This window comes from Nonomuraea jabiensis (assembly GCF_014204795.1).
GTDB lineage: Bacteria > Actinomycetota > Actinomycetes > Streptosporangiales > Streptosporangiaceae > Nonomuraea > Nonomuraea jabiensis.
In genome coordinates, this window is record NZ_JACHMB010000001.1 from 11,497,428 (window position 1) to 11,518,087 (window position 20,660).

Here is a 20,660-nt window from a genome sequence, read left to right on the forward strand (position 1 = left end):
AACGAGGAGTTGATCCATGCGACCCGGTGACACCGTCGCGGTCGTCTCGCCGTCGGGGCCGCCCAACGCGGTGCTGCTCAGACGCGGCGTGGAGCGGCTGGAGGGCCTCGGGCTCAAGGTGGTGGTGGGCGCGCACGCGCTCGACCGTCAGCCGCTCGACTACCTGGCGGGCGACGACGCCGCCCGGGCCGCCGACCTGCAGTCCGCCTGGTGCGACCCGGCCGTCTCGGCGGTGTTCTGCTGCCGCGGCGGGTACGGCGCCGGCCGGCTCCTCGACCTGCTCGACTGGGACGCCATGCGGGCGGCCGGTCCCAAGGTCCTGCTGGGGTCGAGCGACATCACGGCGCTGCACAACGCGTTCGCCGTCGAGCTGGGCGTGCCCACGCTGCACGGGCCGATGGCGGCCTGCGACGTGCTGGCGGCCGAGGAGGGGCCCGAGCCGCGCACGTGGGAGAGCCTGCGGGCGGCGCTGTTCGGGGCGCCCCAGACCGTCCGGGGCGAGCGGGTGCTGGTGCCGGGGCGGGCCGAGGGCGTGCTCGCCGGGGGCAACCTGTCGCTGCTGGCCTCGATGTGCGGGACCCGGTGGCAGCCGTCGTTCGCGGGCAGGCTCGCGTTCCTGGAGGACATCGGGGAGGAGCCGTACCGGATCGACCGCATGCTCACCCAGCTCCTGCAGGCGGGGGCGTTCGACGGGGTGCGCGGGATCGCGCTCGGCTCGTGGGTCGACTGCGGTGACCCGTACGCGGTGCTCGAGGACCGGCTCGGCCGGCTCGGAGTGCCCGTCCTGGCGGGGCTGCCGGTGGGGCACGGGTCGCCGCAGATGAGCGTGTGGCTGGGGAGACTTGGGGTTATCGATACCGAATCGTGCTCGCTAGCGGGCATCGTCAGTGATGAGGGGCAGGCAAGGTAGGAGGGACGAATCCGACAGAAGGGGACACGGCGCGTGAGCTTGTTCAAGCGTGACCGCCGGCCCTCGCGCCGGCCGGTCGAGGATGTCGACCTGGACTCGCTGCTCTCGCTCGTCGCGGAATCCCTCGGATACTCCTTCGAGTTCGCCAGGGACGGCGGCTCCGTGACGCTCAGGGGCGACATGGAGCTGGTCGTCAGGCTCACCGGGTTGCGCCGCGAGGCGGGCCGCCGGGCCAGGGAGGACTGGCCCATGCTGGTCTCCGAGCACCTCGCGCACGCCGTGGCCACCGCGGGCGAGCGGCTGGACGTGTGCGACCTGAAGCAGGCCCGCCCGCTGCTGCGCACCCGCGTGGACGCGGTGGACGCGGTGCCCGACCTGACCCGCGTGGTGGGCCGCCACCTCAACGCCGACCTGGTGGAGCTGCTGTTCGCGGGCTCCCGGCCCGTGCGGCCGGAGCAGGCCGGGTGCTGGCCCGTGGCCACCGCGAAGGCGCTCGACCTGGCCGTCTCCAACATCCGCCGCGAGGAGCGGCTGGAGGTGGAGACGATCCTGCTGTCCGGCACGCCGGTGACGCGGCTGACCGCCATGACCCCGGCGGCCGCCACGCATCTGCGGTGGCTGGGCGACTACCTCCCCGTGCCCTCCGACGGGGTGCTCGTGGTGCTGCCCGACCCGTACACGCTGCTCGTGCACCCGGTGGACGGGATCGGCGTCGTACGCGCCATCGAGCGGCTGCGGGTGCACGCGGCGCGCACGGACGGGCTGAGCTCGCAGGTCTACTGGTGGCACGAGGGACGGCTGACGCACATCAGGGCCGACATCGTCACCCAGGAGGGGCAGACCAGGCTCGTGGTGGCGCCGCCGCCGGAGTTCGCCCGCGTCCTGGCCCGCCTGGCCGTCTGAGCGGCCTGGGGCGGGCGCCAGGAGCGCGGATCGGTCAGGGCCTGCTCACGTAGTCCCGCAGGTGGATCGCGGTGAGCGAGGTGCCGTCGGCGACCAGCTCGCCGGGGGTGCCGGAGAAGACGACCTGGCCGCCGTCGTGACCGGCGCCGGGCCCGAGGTCGATGATCCAGTCGGCGTGCGCCATGACGGCCTGGTGGTGCTCGATCACGATGACCGTGTTGCCGTCCTCCACCAGGCGGTCGAGCAGGGCCAGGAGCTGGTCCACGTCCGCCAGGTGCAGCCCGGTGGTGGGCTCGTCCAGCACGTACGTGGTGCCGGTCTTGGCCATGTTGATGGCCAGCTTGAGCCGCTGCCGCTCGCCGCCCGACAGCGTGGTGAGCGGCTGGCCCAGACCCACGTAGCCGAGCCCGACGGCCACCAGGCGGTCGAGGATGGTGCGGGCCTGCCGCTCGGTCAGGAAGTCGCGGGCCTCGGCCACCGGCATGTCGAGCACCTCGCCGATGTTCTTGCCGCGCAGCGTGTACGTCAGCACCTCCGGCGTGAACCGCCGGCCCTCGCACTCCTCGCACACCGACGCCACGCCGGCCATCATGGCCAGGTCGGTGTAGATCAGGCCGATGCCCTTGCAGGCGGGGCAGGCGCCCTCGGAGTTGGCGCTGAACAGGCCGGGCTTGACGCCGTTGGCCTTGGCGAACGCGGCGCGGACCGGGTCGAGCAGGCCGGTGTAGGTGGCCGGGTTGCTCCGGCGCGAGCCGCGGATCGGCGACTGGTCGGCCACCACCACGCCCTCGCGCCCGGCGATGTAGCCGTGGATGAGAGAGCTCTTGCCCGACCCGGCCACGCCGGTGACCACGGTCAGCACGCCGAGCGGGACCTCCACGCTCACGTCCTTGAGGTTGTGCAGCGTGGCGCCCGTGATCGACAGGTGGCCGGTCGGCTTGCGGACGTCGTCGCGCAGGCGCACCCGGTGGTCGAGGTAGCGGCCGGTCAGGGTGCCGGAGGCGCGCAGCCCGTCGAGGTCGCCGGCGTAGCACAGGCTCCCGCCCGCGGTGCCCGCGCCGGGGCCGAGGTCCACCACGTGGTCGGCGATGGCGATCGTCTCCGGCTTGTGCTCGACGACGAGCACCGTGTTGCCCTTGTCGCGGAGCTGGAGCAGCAGGTTGTTCATGCGCTGGATGTCGTGCGGGTGCAGCCCGGCCGTGGGCTCGTCGAAGACGTACGTGACGTCGGTCAGGCTGGAGTTGAGGTGGCGCACCATCTTGACCCGCTGCGCCTCGCCGCCGGACAGCGTGGACGACTCGCGGTCGAGGCTCAGGTAGCCCAGGCCGATCTCGACGAGGGACTCCAGCGTCGAGCGCAGCCCGTCCAGCACCGGGCCGACGGCGGGGTTGTCGATGCCGCGGACGAAGTCGGCCAGGTCATTGATCTGCATGGCCGCGCACTCGGCGATGTTGCGGCCGGCGATCCGGGCGGACCGGGCGGCCTCGTTGAGCCGGGAGCCGCCGCAGGACGGGCAGAGGGTGAGCTTGAGCGCCCGGTCGGCGAACGCCCGCGCCGCGGGCTGCATCGACTCGCGGTCCTTGCCCAGGTAGGTCCGCCTGACCTTGCTGGCCAGGCCCTCGTAGGTGAAGTTGTTGGTGCCGTACTTGAGCTTGGTGGGGGGCTTGTACAGGAAGTCCTCCCACTGCTCGGGGGTGAAGTCCTTCAGCTTGACGGCCGGGTCGAACAGCCCGGAGCCCGCCATGACCTGCCACTGCCAGCTGTCCACCGGGAATCCGGGGACCTTGATCGCCCCTTCGTTGAGCGACAGCTCGCGGTCGACCAGGGCGTCGACGTCGATGGTGGACGCCTTGCCCAGGCCCTCGCACTCGGGGCACATGCCCTCGGCCAGGTTGAAGCTGAAGGCGCCGGCCCCGCCGACGTGGGGCTCGCCGATGCGGCTGAACATGATCCGCAGCATCGTGTGCGCGTCGGTGGCCGTGCCCACGGTGGAGCGGGCGTTGGCGCCCATGCGCTCCTGGTCCACGATGATGGCCGCGCTCAGGTTGTGCAGCGCGTCCACGTCGGGGCGGGCCAGGCTGGGCATGAACGACTGGATGAACGAGGTGTACGTCTCGTCGATCAGCCGGCGCGACTCCGCGGCGATCGTGTCGAAGACGAGCGACGACTTGCCCGAACCGGACACCCCGGTGAAGACGGTGAGGCGGCGCTTGGGGAGGTCGAGGGAGACGCCCTTGAGATTGTTCTCCCGCGCGCCGCGGACCTGGATGAGGTCGTGGCTGTCGGCGGCGGTGTGATCGCGGTGAGCGGCGCTGGCCTGGCGGCTGGAAACCACGGAACCCTTCCATCTTCGGACTTGTTGCCATAGGGGAAAGCCGGGACAGCGTACAGCGCCGCCCCGACATTTCCGGGTTCCGTACAGCGTACCGTACGTCATACGGTACGGTTATGACTCCTTCAGATACGCTCCGATCAGGGCGAGGTTGTGGATGGCGGCCAGGCCGTACTGGGCGGCGCCGTTGGTGCTGACGAAGGCCGCCTCGTGGACCGGGGACAGCACCCGCGGCCCGTCCACCAGGGTCAGGCGCCAGTCCTTCTCCCGCTGCATCGGGTTGCTGTTGAGCTGGTCCCCCTCGTCCAGGAAGAACTTGCGCCACGCCCAGGCGGCCAGGCCGGCGTCGCCCGTGCGCGCGGCCGCGTACGCCGTGAGCCTGCTGTGCGCCTGGATCAGCGAGATCCCGCTCAGCCGCTCCCCCACCTCCGCCTCCTGCTGCTCGGGCGGCGCCAGGTAGAGGCGGCAGTACTGCAGCCACGCCTGCTCGAACCCGGGCACGTCCAGGCCGAGCCCGATCAGCTCGGCGCACATCTCCGGCAGGCCGAACAGCGACGACAGGTGCGAGACGGAGATCTTGTCCGGGGAGGTGTCGAACCGCCCGGTCGCGAGGTCCAGCCGGGCCTCGCCGGTCAGGAAGCCGTTCGGCAGCGCGCCGATGTCGGCCATCGTGCCCAGCAACCGGTCCCTGGCCCGCTCGTCGCCGTAACGCTCCCACCGGGTCAGCCACGCGGCGGCGAGCGATCCCCAGTCGGTGCCGAGGCCGACCGACAGCGCCGACGGGTCCGGCGTGTAGACGTCCTCGCGCACCTTGCGCTGGGGGTCGATGACGGTGAACGTCTCCTCGGGGACGCTCAGCTCGTCCATCAGGTCGCCCGTGCGCTCGTCGGCGGTCAGGTAGTAGTAGAAGCGGCGGTAGGCGGCGTTGGAGATGCGCAGCTGCTTGCAGCTGCACCCCCAGTGCTGCACGTTGTGCCTGCTGCCCAGGCCCTTCCAGCGGCCCGCGTGGTAGACGTCGACCTCGCCGGTGTGGCGGGTCATCGACTCGGCGAAGCGGAAGACGTCCGGCCGGCCCGTGCGCAGGTACTGCAGCCACAGCCACAGGTCGGGCGAGAGCTCGGAGTTGTCCCAGGCGTAGCCGCCCACGTCGTAGCGCCAGGTGTGGCGGTCCGGGTCGTAGGTGTGCATGACGTCGCCGTAGTCCCAGAACCCGTACCACCTGCGCTGCTCGCGCTCGCGCACGTACAGGTCGAACAGGAAGTCCAGCCGGTCCTCGATCTCGGCGTGGGCGGGCGTCGAGCGGTCGGGCAGCTCCCAGACGCCGAACACGCCCGCCTCGCGCATCCGCTCGGGGGACACCGCCAGCAGCCCCGGCTGGTTCATCGCGATCGCGTGCCGGGACAGGTCCTGCGCGGACGGCGTGGCCTCGTAGGCGCGCAGGGTCAGCTCGTGCGTGCGCGCCACGCCGTGGGCGTCGCCGAAGCCGGGCTCGTAGTCCTCGTAGGTGATCTCCAGGCCCTCGAGCTGCTCGGTGAAGGTGTCCTGGCCCATGCCGTCGTGGTAGAAGCGCAGGTCCATGGCGGGCGCGGACGGCGACCACAGCCAGGCGGTCACGGTGGCCAGGTCGGTGGCCGCGTTCCTGACGTCGAGGCGGGTGGGGTGCAGGCGCCAGAAGTCGCGCAGCCCGAAGCCGAGGCCGCCGCCGGCGCCGCCGACGTAGCCGTAGCCGGCCGAGCGGGTGCCGGAGGGGATCGTCACCCAGGAGTGGCCCTCGGCGGTGCGCTTGCGCAGCGTGAAGCCGTCGGCGGAGCCCTGGTCGAGGGTGTAGTCGTTCCAGGTGGGGATGAGGTGCAGCCGGGTGGCGACCTCGGGGGCGATCTCGCCGACCGGCCGGCCCTCGACCTGCGCCCGCCGTACGGACTCGCCGGGGTCGCGGCGCAGGCCGGTCAGCCCGCGCACGGCCTCGGTGAGGAAGCCGCCGCTGCCGGCCAGGCGTACGTGCCGGTCGTGCGGCTCGTCCCGCATGACCACGTCGGCGCTCAGCCCGAGCCCGGCCAGGAAGTCACGCTCGGGGTCGCCGTCCCAGACGAACGTGTGCATGATCCGCACCTGCTCGGCGCCCGCGTGGAAGTACAAGCGCACGGTGAACGGCAGCCAGTCGCCGTGCCGGCCCTCCAGCCGGACGACCGCGCGCACGGGCCCGTCCTGCTCGACCGTGACCGTCTCGACCTGCCCCGTGGCCCGTTCGCGGGCCACGGGGCCGCCGTCGTCGGGCGTGGGCTCGCTCTGGCGGAGGCTGACCAGGCGCACGTCCCTGGCGATCTCGCGGCTCCCGCGCGAGATCGAGCGGGCCAGCGTGCCGCCGGACTCCTCGATCGTCCAGGTGACCACGCCGGTGCTCACGGTCAGCACGCCGTCCCGGCGGGCGACGGTGACGGGGGTGCCCACCACGGTGCCCACCATGGTGCCCGCCGCGGCGGGCTCGCGTCCGGCCTCGATCCGGTACGACATCGCCGCGGGCCGCGCGCCGATCGCGTGCGCCGACCACTTGACCGAGCCGTCGGGCCAGGTGGCGGTCACCCAGCTCTGCACGGGCACCTCGCGGCCCTCCGGATCGGCCAGCGCGAACGGCGCATCCCGCTCGACCGCGCCGCGCGGCCACGGAACCCCCCAGGTCACCCCCTGCTCGCCCGGTCGGTCCAGCCAGCGAAGTGCCGTCATCAAATCTCCTTCAGTCGCGTGGCGACGATCGCGGCCACCTCGTCGGCGCCGCGGAAGCTGAAGTGGGTGTCGTCGGCCACCCCGTCGGGGTAGAGGGGATGCTCCCCCGGCCCGAAGTGCGTGAACAGGGCCTTGGAGCCGTCGGGGCCGAGCCGCTCGTACAGCTCGGTCGTGGCGGCGGTCAGGTCGATCAGCGGCACGCCCGCGGCCCCGGCCAGCGCCCGCACCCGGTCGGGGTAGTCGCCGTGCGTGGGCACCAGCCGCTCCCCCTCGAACCTGCGCCGCTGCACCGGCGTGCACAACACCGCCGCCGCCCCCGCCCCGCGCGCCTCCTCGACGAAGGCGCGCAGGTTGTCCTGGTACGGGATCGCGGGATCCTTCTGGTCGTTGTGCCCGAACTGGATCACGACCACGTCACCGGGCGCGACCTCGCGCAGCAGCGCCGCCCACAGCCCTTCGGCCCGGTGACTGGCCGTGGTGGCGCCGCCCTTGGCGAAGTTACGCACGGGCTCGCCCGCGTACGCGCCGAGCTGCGCCCCCCACCCGGACATGGGCGCCTCCCAGGCCGGGCACGAGGCGACCGTCGAGTCACCGGCCAGGAGGATGGCACGGGTCACTCCTTGACGCCCCCGATCAGGACGCCCTTGGCGAAGTGCTTCTGCAGGAACGGATAGAAGAACAGGATCGGCAGCGTCGCGATGACCACGACCGCGAACTTCAGGCCCTCGACGGGGAAGAAGGCCGACTCCAGGGCTCCGATGGCGTTGGCCGCGTCGGGGCTCGTGAGCTGCCGCACCAGCACCTGCAGCGTCCACTTCTGGTTGTCGTTGATGTACAGCAGCGGGGACATGTAGTCGTTCCAGATGCCCACGGCGTAGAACAGCGAAAACGTCGCGATGATCGGCTTGGAGAGGGGTAGGACGATCTTGAAGAAGACGCCGATCTCCGAGCAGCCGTCGATGCGCGCCGCCTCCTCCAGCGCCTGCGGCAGTTCCTGGAAGAACGACTTCACGATGATGAGGTAGAACGGGTTGATCGCCAACGGCAGGATCAGCGCCCAATAGCTGTTCAGCAGTCCCAGGTCACGCACCACCAGGTAGGTCGGGACGATGCCGCCGCCGAAGACCAGCGTGAAGATGACCATGTTCAGCACCAGGGCCCGCCCCGGCATGTACCGCTTGGCCAGCGGGTAGGCCATGGTGAACGTCAGCATCACCTGCACCACCGTGCCCACCGCGGTCACGATGATCGTGGTGATCAGTGCCCGCAGCATCGTGTCGTTGGCGAAGATGTACTCGTAGGTGCTGGTGACGAACTTCTCCGGCCACAGGAAGAACGGCCGCGCCGAGATCTCCCCTTCAGTGGCGAACGACCCCGCGAGGACGTAGAACAGCGGCAGAACCGTGATCAGCGCCAGGGCGCCGAGCAGGATGACGTTGGCCGCGTCGAAAATCCGGCTGCCGAGTGTGTTGTTGTGCTTGATCGACATGATCCCCCGCTCCCTAGAACAGTCCCCGCTGGCCCATGCGCTTGGCCAGCCAGTTCGAGCCGAAGATCAGGACCACGCCCGCCACGCCCTTGAACAGCCCCACTGCGGTGGCGTAGCTGTAGCCACCCTGCGTGACGCCGACGTAGTAGACGAAGGTGTCGAACACGTCCGCGACCGAGCGGTTGAGCGAGTTGGTGAGCAGCCAGATCTGCTCGAAGCTCTGGTCGAGCAGGTTCCCGGAGGTGAGGATCGCCATGACCACGATCGTCGGGCGGATGGCGGGCAGCGTGACGTGCCAGAACTGCCGGAAGCGTCCGGCACCGTCCATGCGGGCCGCCTCGTACAACTGCGGGTCCACACCGGCCAGCGCGGCCAGATAGATGATCGTCCCCCAGCCGGACGTCTTCCACAGCAGCTGCAGGATGACCAGCGGCCGGAACCATTCCGACTGAGCCAGGTAGTCGACCTTGGGGCCGCCACCGGTGAGGTCGTGTATCCATCCCGCGACCACGCCGAAGTCCACCGAGAACAGGATGTACGTCAGCGAGAAGACGATCGTCCAGGACAGGAAGTGCGGGATGTAGATCAGTGACTGGACGTAGCGCTTGTAGACGTTGAGCCGCAGCTCGTTCAGCAGCAGCGCGATGACGATCGGCGCCGGGAAGACGAAGATCGCCGTCAGCAACGCGAGGAAGAGCGTGTTGAACAGCAGACGCCCGAAGTCGGGCCCCGTGAAGAGCTCCTCGAAGTGCTTGAAGCCGACCCAGGGGCTGTCGGAGTAGCCGAGGAACGGCACGAAGTCCTGGAAGGCGATGGTCAGGCCATACATCGGCAGGTACTTGAAGACCACGAAGTAGACCAGACCGGGCAGGAGCATCAGATACAGCCAGCGGTAGCGCAACAGCGCCGAACGGGCCGCTGTCCCGCCTCTGCGCCTCTTGCCCTTGGGGGCCGCCTTGGTGACGGGCGGCGCCAAGTCGGTGGCCACAGCGGCCTCCTTTCGCGAGGAGGGGCCCGAGCGTTCCCGGGCCCCTCGGTCGATTCGGCTCAGCCGCCGCTGCCTACCTTGGCGATGCGGTCTTGGAGTTCGGCCAGGATCTGGGTGCCACCGCTGTCGTACCAGCGCTTGATCTCGGCCTTGAACTGATCCTCGGAGATCTCACCCGCCAGGTACTTGATCCGGGCGTCGGTGGGGATCGGGTTGAGCGTGGCGCCCTTCTCGACCGCGGTGGGCGAGATGACCGGCAGCGACGGGTCGTGCACGGCGGTCTCCAGGTCGAGCTTCGCCACCTCGTCGCGGTACTTCATCCACTCCTGTTCGGCCTTGCTCGGGCGCTTCCACTCGTAGGCCTCACCGGCCACGCCGACGCTGGAGGTCATGCCGAGCTGGATGAACGCCTTCTCCACGTCGTTGTTGATGGTCTTCATCGCCGGGTCCTGGTCGTTGATCTTGGCGGCGAAGCCGTCCTCGACCTTGAAGTTACGGCCCTCGATCCCGTTGTTGACCAGGATCGAGCCTTCCTTGGAGGCCAGCTTGTCCAGAACCTTCAGCACTTCGTCGAGCTGCTGCTCGGTCCGGAAGCGCTGCTTGGAGATGGCGACGATGCCGTTGAAGCCGGTGAAGGGAAGGGAGAACTTCTTCCCGTCGGGCCGCTTGAGGTTGCCTGCCATGGCGACCTTCTTGTCGTAGGTCGCCGCGTCCAGTTCCTTGAACTTGTCGTACAGCGAGCCCGCGCGGACGTTGACGTCGATGGTGATGCCGCCCTTGCCCTGGATGAACGGGTCATCCCACTTGGCGGTGTCGAGCGTGGCCCAGTCGGGGTTGGTCAGGCCCTCGTCGATGAACTTCTTGATGTACTTCTGGGCCTCCCAGAACTCGGGGACGTCGAACTCGGGGACGAGCTTGCCGTCCCGCATCCCGTAGTTGTTCGGGGCGCCGAACCAGACGTCGATCGCGTTGTAGGGGCTGGACGCCGCGAAGTTCACGCCGGGCCACTTCGGCAGGATCAGGCCGTAGGTGTCCTTCTTGCCGTTGCCGTCGGGGTCCTTCTCGGTGAACGCCTTGGCGATGTTGTAGAGGTCATCGGTGGTCTCGGGCAGCTTCAGGTCGAGCTTCTCGAGCCAGTCCTTGCGGATCATGATCGCCGAGCGCAGCAGAGGGCGCACACGATAGATGCCGTAGTTCTTGCCGTCGGTCTTGGAGTTGAGCCACGCCTGGTCCGACTTGGGCTTCAGGTTCGGGTACTTGTCGAGCTTGTCGGTCAGGTCCCAGAACGCTCCGGCCTGCGCGGCCTTGACGAACGACGCGCCCTTGTTGTCCTGGATGACCATGACGTCAGGCAGCGCGCTGGAGGCCAGCGTGACGTTGGTCTTCTCGTTGTAGTCGGCGTTGGGCACCCACGTGATGTTGAGCTTCTTGCCGATCAGCTTCTCGACCGCCTGCTGGATCTCTCCCTTGGGATTCGGGGCGGTGCCGAACAGCGGGACCATCATGGTGAGCGTGTTACTGTCTGCTTCACCCCCCTCACTGCCACCTGAGCACGCGGAGGCGGTGAGGACCGCCGATAGCGTTAACACACCGGCGAGGAGCCGGCGACGAGATGCGCTCATGAGTTCCCTTTCGAATGCAGGCGCGCCTCGTTCTCCTGGAAGAAGCGCAGGCAGAGCCAGGTGTTGAGATAGATCCACGCGCCGACGCTGATCAGTGGCGCGAGAACGGGCACCGTCGCGGTCACGTAAGCGATCGCCCAGAGCGCGAACAGCAACAGCACAGTGGAGGCCGGCCGGGTCAATGCGAGGAGCGACGCTTTCGGGATGTAGCCCCAGAGCGGCAACTCGTAGTGCGCGTACAGCGGCCCGATGTACGTCCCGACGGCGGCGAGCACGAGCAGCGCCGCGAATGTCGCTATTCTCAGCGCGCCCGATCCCGGCCCCTGGACGGCGAAGTACAGGTAGTTGCCGACCAGGACGGTGGCCAGCGCCGCCACAGGCAGGACCAGCAGCGAGGCCCGGACGAACTCCCGTCGGTAGACGGTCCAGAATTCGGCCCAGCCATGAAACGATTCATTACGAGCTCGCCGCCGAGCCAGCGTGTACGCGGCGACGGTGGCGGGCCCGAGCCCGCCGATCACGCCTCCAGCGAGCGTGAAGACGATCCACATCAGGTTCAGCTGGACCGCCCAGATGAGCTCTGAGCAGGCAGCTTGAAGCCTGATAGACATGGCGGGATGGTTCATCCGGCACCACCTCTCGTGGCATGTGCACGGATACGGGGGTGGGGTTGTTGCACCGCGATTCCTGCCCCGTTACAAGCCAGTGAACGGCGGTTGGTGCGAAATTAGTGTTGAATCGACTCAAAGTCAATGACGAGACACCCGGAGATTTGCGTACTCTCCGATCAGCGGGGCCATCTGCCGGAACCCGACCTTGCCTCCTGCCAGGGCGGGACCGCCGATCGAGCCGTCGTCCGCCCAGCGGAACGAGACCAAATCGTTGACCGAGAACGTGATCGTCCCGGCCTCGACCTCGAGGCGCATCGCGTACGGGCCCTCGGCGTCCAGTACCGCGGGCAGCGGGTCGGGACCCTGCGCGACCAGGTGGAAGCCGTGGCTTTTGCGCAGGTTGCAGGTGTGCAGGGCGCGCTCGGAGGCCCACATCCGGCGGAAATAGGAGACGTGGTAGGCGTCGATGTCGCCATGGTGGTACTGGTCGTACGGGCCGGTGCGGGGGGCCAGGCCCGGGTCGAACAGGTCCGCGCCGTTCCTGCCGCGGGCGTGGAAGAACATGATGGCCAGGCCGGGCTCCCGGACGGGCCAGAAGTCCCATTCGATCCGCACGTCGGCGGGGAACTCCTCGGGACACCAGAGCACCAGGTTGGCCGCCTGGCCGTCCGAGGGCGGCCTGAGGCTCTCCAGGCGCAGGCGTCCCTGGGGGAACGAGGTGGCGCCGTCCCCCTCCAGGCGGAATCCTGCCAGGTCATCGGGGGTGGCCAGGGGGTTGCTGTAGAGCTCGGTCAAAAGACCTCCTTCAAGGGGTCGCTCGGCTCGCCGGGAACGCGCAGCCGAACGGGGCCGGCGGGCGCGCGGCCTCCGGCTGTGAAACGGTTCATGGACGCGCCGGGGTCAGGCGCGCCGATCGAACGCGCTCGACTCCCGGATCACCAGGTCGGGCTGGAAGATGACCTGCCGGTGCCGATGCTGCTCGGGGTCGGCGACCTCTTCGAGCAGCAGGTCGATGGCCGTACGTCCGAGCAGCTCACGGGGCTGCCGGATCGAGGACAGCGGCACCGCGGCGGCCGCGGCGAAGTCGATGTCGTCGTACCCGATGATGGCCAGATCCTCGGGCACGCGGAGTCCGTGCGTGGCCATCGCCTGTAAGAAACCCAGCGCCATCATGTCGTTCGCGCAGAACGCCGCCGTCGGCCGCTCGTCGGCGGGCAGCGCGGCGACGCGCTCCCCGACGGCCCGGCCCTCCGCGACGGTCAGCGCGGGAGCGGAGGAGGTCAGCAGCTCGACGGCGCCGTCGGCCGCGGCGACGGCGCTGCTGATGCCCGCGTGCCGGTCGGCCACCTGTCTTATGGACGTCGGCCCGCCGACGAACATGATCCGCCGGTGCCCCCGCTCGATCAGGTGGGCGCCGGCGATCTGGCCGCCGAGCCGGTCGTCGACCGCGACCGAGCACTGCAGGCCGGTCGCGGGGCTGTCGACCAGCACCACGGGCGTGCCCCGCACGGCCAGCTCCTCCAGCCAGGGGCTCTCCATCTCCACCGGGGTGATCAGTATGCCCATGACGCGCTGCTGTTCGAGCTGGTCGAGGTGGCGGCGCTCGCGACCGGGGTCGCCGGCGCTGTTGCACAGCACCACCATCGAGTCGTGGTCGTCGGCCACCGACTCGGCGCCCTGGGCCACGTCCACGAAGAACGGGTTGGAGACGTCGAGCACGACGAGGCCGACCGTACGGCTACGGCCCACCCGCAGGTGGCGGGCCACCTCATTGCGGACGAAGCCCAGTTTCTTGATCGCTTCGAAGACGCGTTCGCGTGTGGCGGGGGACACGATCTCGGGGCGGTTGAGCACATTGCTCACCGTGCCCACCGAGACGCGCGCCAGCTGCGCGACCTCCTTGATGTTCCTGGTCGCCATCGATCCTCACGAGGCCGTGCTGCTTGAAATGCATAATCCGCTACTTGGCGGTGGTCCGCTGGACGCGGCCCACCGAAGGTGCTGCGGCGGGCCGCCGTGACGGGTCCACCATGGATGCGCCCTGCCGCTACCTGCGACGATCCGCTGGACGCGGTACGCCGTGGGCGCAGGGACAACGGACGAACCGCCGATGACGGTCCTCCGCGAACTCTCGCATCATAGCGGCATTCAAGATTCTTTTGAATCGTCTCAAACTCTCAAACCGGTCACGGGGCCCCGTGAGGGGACGCCGCCGTCCTCGTATGCGGGCGCGGGGCGCGGGGTCAGGGTGGGTCGATGACGCGGACGCGGGTGGCGCGGAAGGACGCCGGGGTGTCCCGGAGCACCGCCAGCCGGGGATCCGGCACCACCAGGAACGGCTCGGTCTCCAGCGCCAGCAGGGGCGCGAGCCGCCGGTCGGCGCGCAGGGCGTCCATGGCCCGGCGGTCCCCGCCCAGCACCACCCCGTCCAGCTCCCCCAGGTACGGCGTCAGCACCCGTACCGCCGTCTCCACCGCGTCGTCGTACGCCTGCGCCGCCTGGTTGCGCCGCCGCCGCGCGAAGCGCTGCTGCGACCACCCGCCCGCCGCCGTACGCCCCTGCACCAGCCGCGACCCCACCTTGGACGCCACCAGCGACGCCCCGGAGAAGACCCCCGCCGCATAGCCCCCGAGCCGCACCAGGAACACCCCCACCTGCCGCGCGGCCTGGGCGTGCGCGACGAGCCGGGTGACGTGCGGCGGCCCCGGCGGCATCATGGGCGGGAACGGAACGTACAGCTCGGCCAGGGCCCCGTCGTCGGCGAGCAGCCGCACGACCCGTTCGTCACCGGTCGCGGTGAAGGGCCCGTGACGCCCCGCGAACCCGTCGATCCACGGATGCAGCCGCTCCGGCGGCACCGTGACCCACCGGCCGCCACCCCTCGCCGGACGCGCACTCATGCCCCGAAGGCTAACTGCATGAGATTCCCCGCGACCAAGCCGCCACTCCCCGGAGGGAAAACGAAATGTCGGTAAATTCTGCTGGTTGGGCCTTCATCCCCGCTCGCGACTCCACCACGATCTGTACGTGTCCTCCCTGCTCACCAGTCCCATGGTGGATCTCGACACCGGGGCAGTAATCGCCCAGCCGGCCGTCGTCGACTCCACGGGCACGCTCAGGGCGGCTCCCCTGCCCATGGTGCTGGAGCTGCCCGTCAGGGTCGTCCTGGCGGGCGCGGGCGCCCTGGCGCCCCTGCACGAGGCGCTGCGAAGAGCCGGCAGGCATCCCCGCGAGGCGATCCTGCTGCTCACTGGACCGTGCCAGGAACAGGACCGGCCGCTGCTCAAGGTCGGGCTCGACGGCCTGCGCACGATCGGCTACCTGCTCGGCTTCGCCGACGTCGGCACGAGCGGCGCGGCGCTCGACCTGGTCGCCGACACGAGCCCGTACCTGCTGGCCCTCGATCCCGAGACGGTCACCCGCATCCCGGGGGACCACCGCGCGACCGCGGTGGCGCGGTCGGTGGTGACGCTGGCCCGCGGCCTCGGCGCCCACGTGCTCGCCCCCGGCGTCGAACGCGAGCCGCAGGTCGCGGTGGCCCGCGGCCTCGGCGTGCGGCTGGCGCACGGCCCGCTGCTCGCCCCGGGCCCCGACGGCAAGGTACGGGTGCCGCTGCCCGTCACCGACGAGCCGGTCTCCGTCATGCTCGGCCCGCGCGTCCAGGAGCTGCTGATCCCGGCGGTGACGCTGCCCGCGGAGGCCAAGGCGGAGGAGGCGGTCAAGGCGTTCGGGCAGGAGCCGACGATCACCAGCGTGATCCTGGTGGACGAGTTCCAGCGGCCCAAGGGCAGCCTCGACCGCAGCCGGTTCCTGCTGTCGTTCGCGGCCCGGTACGGGCACGCGCTGCACGGCGCGAAGCCGGCGCAGCGGCTGGCCGACCCGCCCCGCACGGTGCCGCGGACGACCCCGGCGATCGCGGCCATGCAGGCGGCGGGCCGGGACTCGGCCCGCGTCTATGACGACCTGGTGGTCACCGACGAGATGAACCGCTGCCTCGGCATCGTCCGCGTCTCCGACCTGATCAGGCAGGTCACCGCGATCAGGAGCTGAACCTCTTGCGTGGCGGGCGGGCTGCCGGGATAGGAAGTAGCCATGCGGGTGGACAGGAGAACCCTGCTCGGGGCGGGGATGCTGGCCGGGCTGACGGCCGCGTGCACGACGACGAAACCTCCGGCGAAGCCGGAGTTCGACCCTGGCGACTGGGCGTCCGTGCGGGCCCAGTTCGCGCTGGACCCGGCCTACGGGCAGTTCGCGGCGTTCGTGCTGGCGCCCGCCCCGGCCCCGGTCCGCGCGGCGATCGCCAGGCACCGTGACGCGCTGGACGCCGACCCCGAGTACACGCCGCCCGGCGCGCAGGCGCCCGACCAGGCGGTACGCGAGGCCGCGGCCCGCTATCTGGGCGGCAGGCCGGAGGAGGTCGCGCTGACCGACAGCACCACGATGGGCCTGGCCCTGCTCTACTCCGGCCTCAGGCTGCGCCCCGGCCAGGACGTGCTGACCACCGAGCACGACTTCCTCGCCACCCATGAGGGGCTGCGGCTGCTGGCCGAGCGCACGGGCGCGAAGGTGCGCAAGGTCAGGCTGTACGACGACCCGGCCCGCGCCGACGCCGGCCGGATGGTGGCGGCGATCAAGGCGGGGCTCGGGCCGCGTACCAGGGTGGTCGCGGTCACCTGGGTGCATTCGAGCACCGGCGTGCGCGTGCCCGTCCGCGCCATCGCCGACATGCTCGCCGAGGCGAACAGGGGCCGCGACGAGCACGACAGGGCGCTGCTGTGCGTGGACGGCGTGCACGGGTTCGGCGCGATGGCCGACGGCGTCGGCGACCTGGGCTGCGACTTCCTGGCCAGCGGCACGCACAAGTGGCTGTTCGGGCCGCGCGGCACCGGCATCGTGTGGGGCAGGGCCTGGGACGCGGTCTCCCCGATCATCGCCAGCTTCAGCGGGGCGTCGTTCCAGGCGTGGCAGGGCGGCTCCACCCCGGGGGCGAGCACGGCGGAGCTGGTCACGCCGGGCGGGTTCAAGGCGTTCGAACACCGGTGGGCGATGCCGCAGGCGTTCGCCTTCATGACGGCGATCGGCAAGGACCGCGTGCGGGGGCGCACGCAGGAGCTGGCCACCAGGCTCAAGGACGGCCTGACCGGGATCCGGCACGTCACGCTGGCCACGCCGCGGGCGCCCGAGCTGTCGGCGGGCCTCGTGTGCTGCTCGATCGAGGGGATGGCGCCGATGGAGGCCGTCGACCGGCTGCACGCCAGCAAGGTGATCGCGAGCGTGACGCCGTACGACCCGCCGCTGCTGCGCTTCGGCACCAGCATCGTGACCACCCCCGAGCAGGTGGACCAGGCGGTCAAGGCGGTGGCCGGGCTCCGCTGAGCGTCAGAGCCAGCCCTGCGCCTTGGCCCGCTGCACCGCCTCGATGCGGTTGCGGGCGTGCGTCTTCTGGATGGCCGAGGACAGGTAGTTGCGTACGGTCCCCTCCGACAGGTGCAGCTTGCCGGCGATGTCGCCGATCGTGGAGCCGTCCACCGCCGCCGCCAGCACGTCCCGCTCCCGCGCCGACAGCGGGTTCGGCCCGGCGCTGAGGGCCGCCGCGGCGAGCCCGGGGTCGATCACCCGCTCCCCCGCGTGCACCCGCCGGATGGCCGCGGCCAGCTCCCTGGCCGGGCTGTCCTTCACCAGGAACGCCGAGGCCCCGGCCTCCATGGCGGTGCGCAGGTAGCCGGGCCGCCCGAACGTGGTCAGGATCATCACCCGGCACCCGGGCACCTGCCGCGTGATGCTCGCGCAGGCTGCCAGGCCGTCCATGCCGGGCATCTCGATGTCCAGCAGCGCGATGTCGGGCCGGACCTCGGCGGCGACGGCGACCGCCTCCTCCCCGTCGGCGGCCTCGCCGGCCACCTCGATGTCGGGCTCCAGGCCCAGCAGGGACGCCAGCGCGCCGCGTACCATGCCCTGGTCCTCCGCCAGCATCACGCGGATCACGCGCACGCCTCCTCGCCGACCGGCACCAGCACCCGCAGGCGGTGGCCGCCGCCCCGCGCGGGGCCCGCCTCCACGGTGCCGCCCGCGCCCGCCACCCGCTCGTTGAGCCCGCTCAGCCCGCTGCCCATCTCGTACGGCCCGCCGCCGCCCGTTCCGTTGTCCATGATCTCCAGGGTGGCGTGTCCGGCGTCGAACGTCACCTTGATCTCGCACCGGGTGGCCCGCGCGTGGCGCACCACGTTGGTGACGCCCTCGCGTACGGACCAGCCGAACAGCCCGTCGAGCAGTTCGGGCAGCGGCGTCCCCGAGACCCGCACCTCGGCCGCCACGCCCGCCGCCCGTAACACGGCCCTGGCGTTGTCGAGCTCCTCGGGCAGGCTGCGCTGGCGGTAGCCGGTGACGGCCTCCCGCACCTCCGTCAGGGCCTTCCTGGCGACGGTCTCGATGTCGGCGATCTCCCTGTGCACCTGCGAAGAGTCCTCGGACAGCCGTCCGGCCAGCTCGCTCTTGAGCACGATCAACGACAGGCTGTGCCCGAGCAGGTCGTGCAGGTCGCGGGCGATGCGCAGCCGCTCCTCCGTGGCCGCCAGCCGGGCCACCTCGTCCTGGGCCAGGCGCAGCTTGACGCTCAGCGCCCTGGTGTTGCGCACGCTGATGAACAGCACGCCGAGCGTCAGCACCTGCAGGCCCAGCACGATGATCGTGTCGGCGTCGTCGTGGTTGACCAGGCCGGCGCCGACGACCACGGCCAGCTGGGCGATCACGGCCATGATGGCCCACGCGGCCGGCAGCGTGAACCCGTACAGCACGACGGTGTAGACCGGCAGGCTCAGCCACGAACCGCCGAAGGCGATGGCGCCCACCACGCCGAGCACGCTGGTCACGGCGAGCAGCGGATAGGACAGGCGGCTGCGATCGAACATGCCCTTGTTGATCAGCACCGTCGCGAGGAAGGACGCGACGAACGCGATGAGCAGCACCGCCGCCCACACCGCCCGGGCGCCCGTCAGGGTGCCGCCCACGATGTCGCTGACGGGGAAGACCAGGTAGACCAGGCCGACGGAGATGCCGAGCAGCCGCCGCTTGCGCGACGGCTTGCCCTCGGCGTCCCCGAAGGTCATCCTCTCGGCGAAGCTCATCGAGACTCCTTGGACGAGGAAACGCGGCGCGACGCCCCGCGTTCCGTTACAGTGCGTGAGGCGGCGATAACCAAGTCGTCTCTCGCACGATCCGCAAGATCCTCGCCGCCGGGCCGGCGGAGCGGTGAAACGCCTGTGGAGCTGGTGTAAGACCTCAAGGAGAGTCGCTCTTTCCGACGGGCGGTCGGCGGTGAAGCAGGAAGATCCGACCCGCGAGGGCCGGGATCCCCCAGCTTCGGCCGTGGGGAGGATGTCAAGACCGTACGGTAGCCCGATGGTAAAGGTAGGCGGCCGCGCCCCCCAGCGCGACCGCCCATCCGGCGATGACCAGCACGTCCGTCATGGGCAGGCCGTGACCGGCGACGAGGCTCTGGCCCAGCCTGGCGTAGTGGAACGACGGGGTGACGTCCGCGACCGTACGCATGGCGTCGCCGAACACCTCGGGCGGGAACCACAGCCCGCCGGCGATCGCCAGCGCGAACATGCAGATCATCGCGGCCGGCTGGGCGGCGTCGGCCGAGAGCACGGAACCGATGGCCAGGCCCAGCGCGACGAACGGCAGCACGCCGAGCCAGAGCGCGAGCAGCAGCTCCGCCCAGGTGCCGAGCGACAGCGACACGTGCTGCTGCACCACGGCGGCCAGGCTCACCAGCACCAGCGAGGGCAGCACGAGCACCATGGTGGCGCCGAGCTTGGTCACGATGATCGCCCAGCTCGGCAGCGGGGTGATCTGGAGCTGGCGCAGCCAGCCGGACTGCCGCTCGGTGGCCCACGGCACGGCCGAGCTCATCATGGACGAGGCCAGCGCCCCGTAGGCGGCCATCGACACCATCAGGATGACGCTGTACTTCACGCCGCCCGCGTCGGTCTGGTTGCCGTAGATGTTGGCGTTGACGAGGTAGAGCAGGACGGGGAAGGCGACCACGAAGATCATGTAGCGCCGGTTGCGCAGCATCCTCAGGGCCTCGGTCTTGGCGTAGTAGAGCATCAGGACTCCCTGGTGAGGGCGAGGAAGGCGGCTTCGAGGTCGGCGCTGGAGAGCTTCAGCTCGCGCACGTCGAGGCTGGTGCCCCGGTAGAGCGCGGCGAGGGTGGCGTCGGTGTCGGAGGTGTGCAGGGTGGCGACGCCGGCGGCGACCTCCACGGCGGTCACCCCGGGCAGCCGGTCGAGCCCGGCCGCGGGCTGGTCGCCGAGGGCGAAGCTGACGGTGTGGCCGCCGGCCCCGGCCTTGATCTCGGCGGCGGTGCCGTCGGCGGCCAGCCGGCCCCTGGCGATGACGATCACCCGGTCGGAGTGCTCGTCGGCCTCCTCCAGGTAGTGGGTGGCGAACAGCACGGTCCTGCCGCCAGAGGCGTAGTCGTGCATGCTGGCCCAGAAGCGCAGTCTCGATTCCACGTCCATGGCCGCGGTCGGCTCGTCGAGCAGCAGGATCCTGGGCGCCCCCGCGATGGCCAGGGCGAACCTGACGCGCTGCGACTGGCCGCCGGACAGCTTGTTCGCCCGCCGGCCCGCGAGGTCGGTGAGGTCGGCCAGCTTGAGGATCTCGTCCAGGGCGAGGGGGTTGGGGTAGAGGCGGCGTACCAGGTCGATGAGCTCTTTGACGGACAGCTCGGGGATGAGCGCGCCGTTCTGGAGCATGGCGCCCATCTGTCCGGCCCTGACGGCCTCGTCGGGGGTGCGGCCGTGCACGGCGACGGTGCCCGCGGTGGGCTTGAGCAGGCCGAGCAGGAGGTTGATGGAGGTGGACTTGCCGGCGCCGTTGGGGCCGAGCAGGGCCACGGTCTTCCCGGGCTCGATGGCCAGGGAGAGGTCGTCGACGGCGAGCACGTCCCCGTAGTGCTTGCTGACGTGGTCGAACACGATGGCGTTCATGAGAAGAACGCTATGGCCGCGCCTTCCGGGCGGTTAGTGCGTTACCTCCGGCGTTGGCCGTGACATTTGTCAGGCCAACGCCGGGGCC

At 70.6% G+C, this 20,660-nt stretch carries 18 protein-coding genes; 4 read left to right on the plus strand and 14 right to left on the minus strand.

Features of this window, described 5'->3' with window-relative positions; genetic code table 11:
• Positions 1–16 precede the first annotated feature (16 nt).
• Both HD596_RS52535 and HD596_RS52540 read left to right on the plus strand, forming a co-directional pair.
• Complete coding sequence (locus tag HD596_RS52535) at positions 17–910, plus strand: S66 peptidase family protein (RefSeq protein ID WP_185076940.1); 894 nt, start codon at positions 17–19, stop codon at positions 908–910.
• 33 nt (positions 911–943) lie between these two features.
• Entirely contained in the window at positions 944–1,813 is an 870-nt protein-coding gene (locus HD596_RS52540; protein ID WP_185076941.1) for a hypothetical protein, read from the plus strand.
• A 34-nt stretch (positions 1,814–1,847) separates the two neighbouring features.
• Here HD596_RS52540 and HD596_RS52545 read toward each other — a convergent pair whose 3' ends face one another.
• The 10 genes from HD596_RS52545 to HD596_RS52590 form a co-directional block, all read right to left on the minus strand.
• Positions 1,848–4,148, minus strand: a complete 2,301-nt coding sequence (locus HD596_RS52545) for an ATP-binding cassette domain-containing protein (RefSeq protein ID WP_313046879.1) — start codon at positions 4,146–4,148, stop codon at positions 1,848–1,850.
• Between the two features lie 111 nt (positions 4,149–4,259).
• Positions 4,260–6,866, minus strand: a complete 2,607-nt coding sequence (locus HD596_RS52550) for an exo-rhamnogalacturonan lyase family protein (protein WP_185076943.1) — start codon at positions 6,864–6,866, stop codon at positions 4,260–4,262.
• On the minus strand, positions 6,866–7,483 hold the full coding sequence (locus tag HD596_RS52555; RefSeq protein ID WP_185076944.1) for a rhamnogalacturonan acetylesterase: 618 nt from the start codon (positions 7,481–7,483) through the stop codon (positions 6,866–6,868). The genes HD596_RS52550 and HD596_RS52555 overlap by 1 nt, the downstream gene beginning before the upstream one ends.
• The gene (locus tag HD596_RS52560; RefSeq protein WP_185076945.1) at positions 7,480–8,355 is read right to left on the minus strand and encodes a carbohydrate ABC transporter permease; all 876 of its coding nucleotides are present in this window, start codon (positions 8,353–8,355) and stop codon (positions 7,480–7,482) included. The genes HD596_RS52555 and HD596_RS52560 overlap by 4 nt, the downstream gene beginning before the upstream one ends.
• A 13-nt stretch (positions 8,356–8,368) precedes the next feature.
• The gene (locus HD596_RS52565) at positions 8,369–9,343 is read right to left on the minus strand and encodes an ABC transporter permease (RefSeq protein ID WP_313046882.1); all 975 of its coding nucleotides are present in this window, start codon (positions 9,341–9,343) and stop codon (positions 8,369–8,371) included.
• A gap of 59 nt (positions 9,344–9,402) precedes the next feature.
• Positions 9,403–10,848 carry an extracellular solute-binding protein gene (locus HD596_RS52570; protein WP_246555457.1) on the minus strand — a complete coding sequence of 482 codons (1,446 nt, stop codon included), beginning with the start codon at positions 10,846–10,848 and terminating at the stop codon, positions 9,403–9,405.
• Between the two features lie 113 nt (positions 10,849–10,961).
• On the minus strand, positions 10,962–11,591 hold the full coding sequence (locus tag HD596_RS52575) for a YesL family protein (protein ID WP_246555458.1): 630 nt from the start codon (positions 11,589–11,591) through the stop codon (positions 10,962–10,964).
• Positions 11,592–11,714: 123 nt separating this feature from the next.
• Positions 11,715–12,371 (minus strand): DUF1961 family protein, encoded by a 657-nt coding sequence (locus HD596_RS52580; RefSeq protein WP_185076947.1) that lies wholly within the window; start codon positions 12,369–12,371, stop codon positions 11,715–11,717.
• 105 nt (positions 12,372–12,476) lie between these two features.
• On the minus strand, positions 12,477–13,496 hold the full coding sequence (locus tag HD596_RS52585) for a LacI family DNA-binding transcriptional regulator (protein ID WP_185076948.1): 1,020 nt from the start codon (positions 13,494–13,496) through the stop codon (positions 12,477–12,479).
• A 323-nt stretch (positions 13,497–13,819) separates the two neighbouring features.
• Positions 13,820–14,476 (minus strand): acVLRF1 family peptidyl-tRNA hydrolase, encoded by a 657-nt coding sequence (locus HD596_RS52590; protein ID WP_185076949.1) that lies wholly within the window; start codon positions 14,474–14,476, stop codon positions 13,820–13,822.
• A 127-nt stretch (positions 14,477–14,603) separates the two neighbouring features.
• On the opposite strand from HD596_RS52590, the gene HD596_RS52595 reads away from it, so the two are divergent.
• Entirely contained in the window at positions 14,604–15,626 is a 1,023-nt protein-coding gene (locus HD596_RS52595) for an EAL domain-containing protein (RefSeq protein ID WP_313046887.1), read from the plus strand.
• A gap of 48 nt (positions 15,627–15,674) precedes the next feature.
• Positions 15,675–16,952, plus strand: a complete 1,278-nt coding sequence (locus HD596_RS52600) for an aminotransferase class V-fold PLP-dependent enzyme (protein ID WP_221520014.1) — start codon at positions 15,675–15,677, stop codon at positions 16,950–16,952.
• Positions 16,953–16,955: 3 nt separating this feature from the next.
• Here HD596_RS52600 and HD596_RS52605 read toward each other — a convergent pair whose 3' ends face one another.
• The 4 genes from HD596_RS52605 to HD596_RS52620 form a co-directional block, all read right to left on the minus strand.
• Positions 16,956–17,561 carry a response regulator transcription factor gene (locus HD596_RS52605; RefSeq protein ID WP_313046889.1) on the minus strand — a complete coding sequence of 202 codons (606 nt, stop codon included), beginning with the start codon at positions 17,559–17,561 and terminating at the stop codon, positions 16,956–16,958.
• On the minus strand, positions 17,558–18,700 hold the full coding sequence (locus HD596_RS52610; RefSeq protein WP_185076951.1) for a sensor histidine kinase: 1,143 nt from the start codon (positions 18,698–18,700) through the stop codon (positions 17,558–17,560). Before HD596_RS52610 ends, HD596_RS52605 begins: the two co-directional genes overlap by 4 nt.
• 253 nt (positions 18,701–18,953) lie before the next feature.
• Positions 18,954–19,688: an ABC transporter permease gene (locus HD596_RS52615; RefSeq protein ID WP_185076952.1), complete on the minus strand. Its 735-nt coding sequence runs from the start codon at positions 19,686–19,688 to the stop codon at positions 18,954–18,956.
• Positions 19,688–20,572: an ABC transporter ATP-binding protein gene (locus HD596_RS52620; RefSeq protein WP_185076953.1), complete on the minus strand. Its 885-nt coding sequence runs from the start codon at positions 20,570–20,572 to the stop codon at positions 19,688–19,690. The genes HD596_RS52615 and HD596_RS52620 overlap by 1 nt, the downstream gene beginning before the upstream one ends.
• Positions 20,573–20,660 lie beyond the last annotated feature (88 nt).

Bases quoted from the DNA above. Each gene is read 5' to 3' on its own strand.
- HD596_RS52535 (WP_185076940.1), top strand. From the start codon at position 17: ATGCGACCCGGTGACACCGTCGCGGTCGTCTCGCCGTCGGGGCCGCCC.
- HD596_RS52550 (WP_185076943.1), bottom strand. From the start codon at position 6,866: ATGACGGCACTTCGCTGGCTGGACCGACCGGGCGAGCAGGGGGTGACC.
- HD596_RS52560 (WP_185076945.1), bottom strand. From the start codon at position 8,355: ATGTCGATCAAGCACAACAACACACTCGGCAGCCGGATTTTCGACGCG.
- HD596_RS52570 (WP_246555457.1), bottom strand. From the start codon at position 10,848: ATGATGGTCCCGCTGTTCGGCACCGCCCCGAATCCCAAGGGAGAGATC.
- HD596_RS52575 (WP_246555458.1), bottom strand. From the start codon at position 11,591: ATGAACCATCCCGCCATGTCTATCAGGCTTCAAGCTGCCTGCTCAGAG.
- HD596_RS52585 (WP_185076948.1), bottom strand. From the start codon at position 13,496: ATGGCGACCAGGAACATCAAGGAGGTCGCGCAGCTGGCGCGCGTCTCG.
- HD596_RS52590 (WP_185076949.1), bottom strand. From the start codon at position 14,476: ATGAGTGCGCGTCCGGCGAGGGGTGGCGGCCGGTGGGTCACGGTGCCG.
- HD596_RS52610 (WP_185076951.1), bottom strand. From the start codon at position 18,700: ATGAGCTTCGCCGAGAGGATGACCTTCGGGGACGCCGAGGGCAAGCCG.
- HD596_RS52615 (WP_185076952.1), bottom strand. From the start codon at position 19,688: ATGCTCTACTACGCCAAGACCGAGGCCCTGAGGATGCTGCGCAACCGG.
- HD596_RS52620 (WP_185076953.1), bottom strand. From the start codon at position 20,572: ATGAACGCCATCGTGTTCGACCACGTCAGCAAGCACTACGGGGACGTG.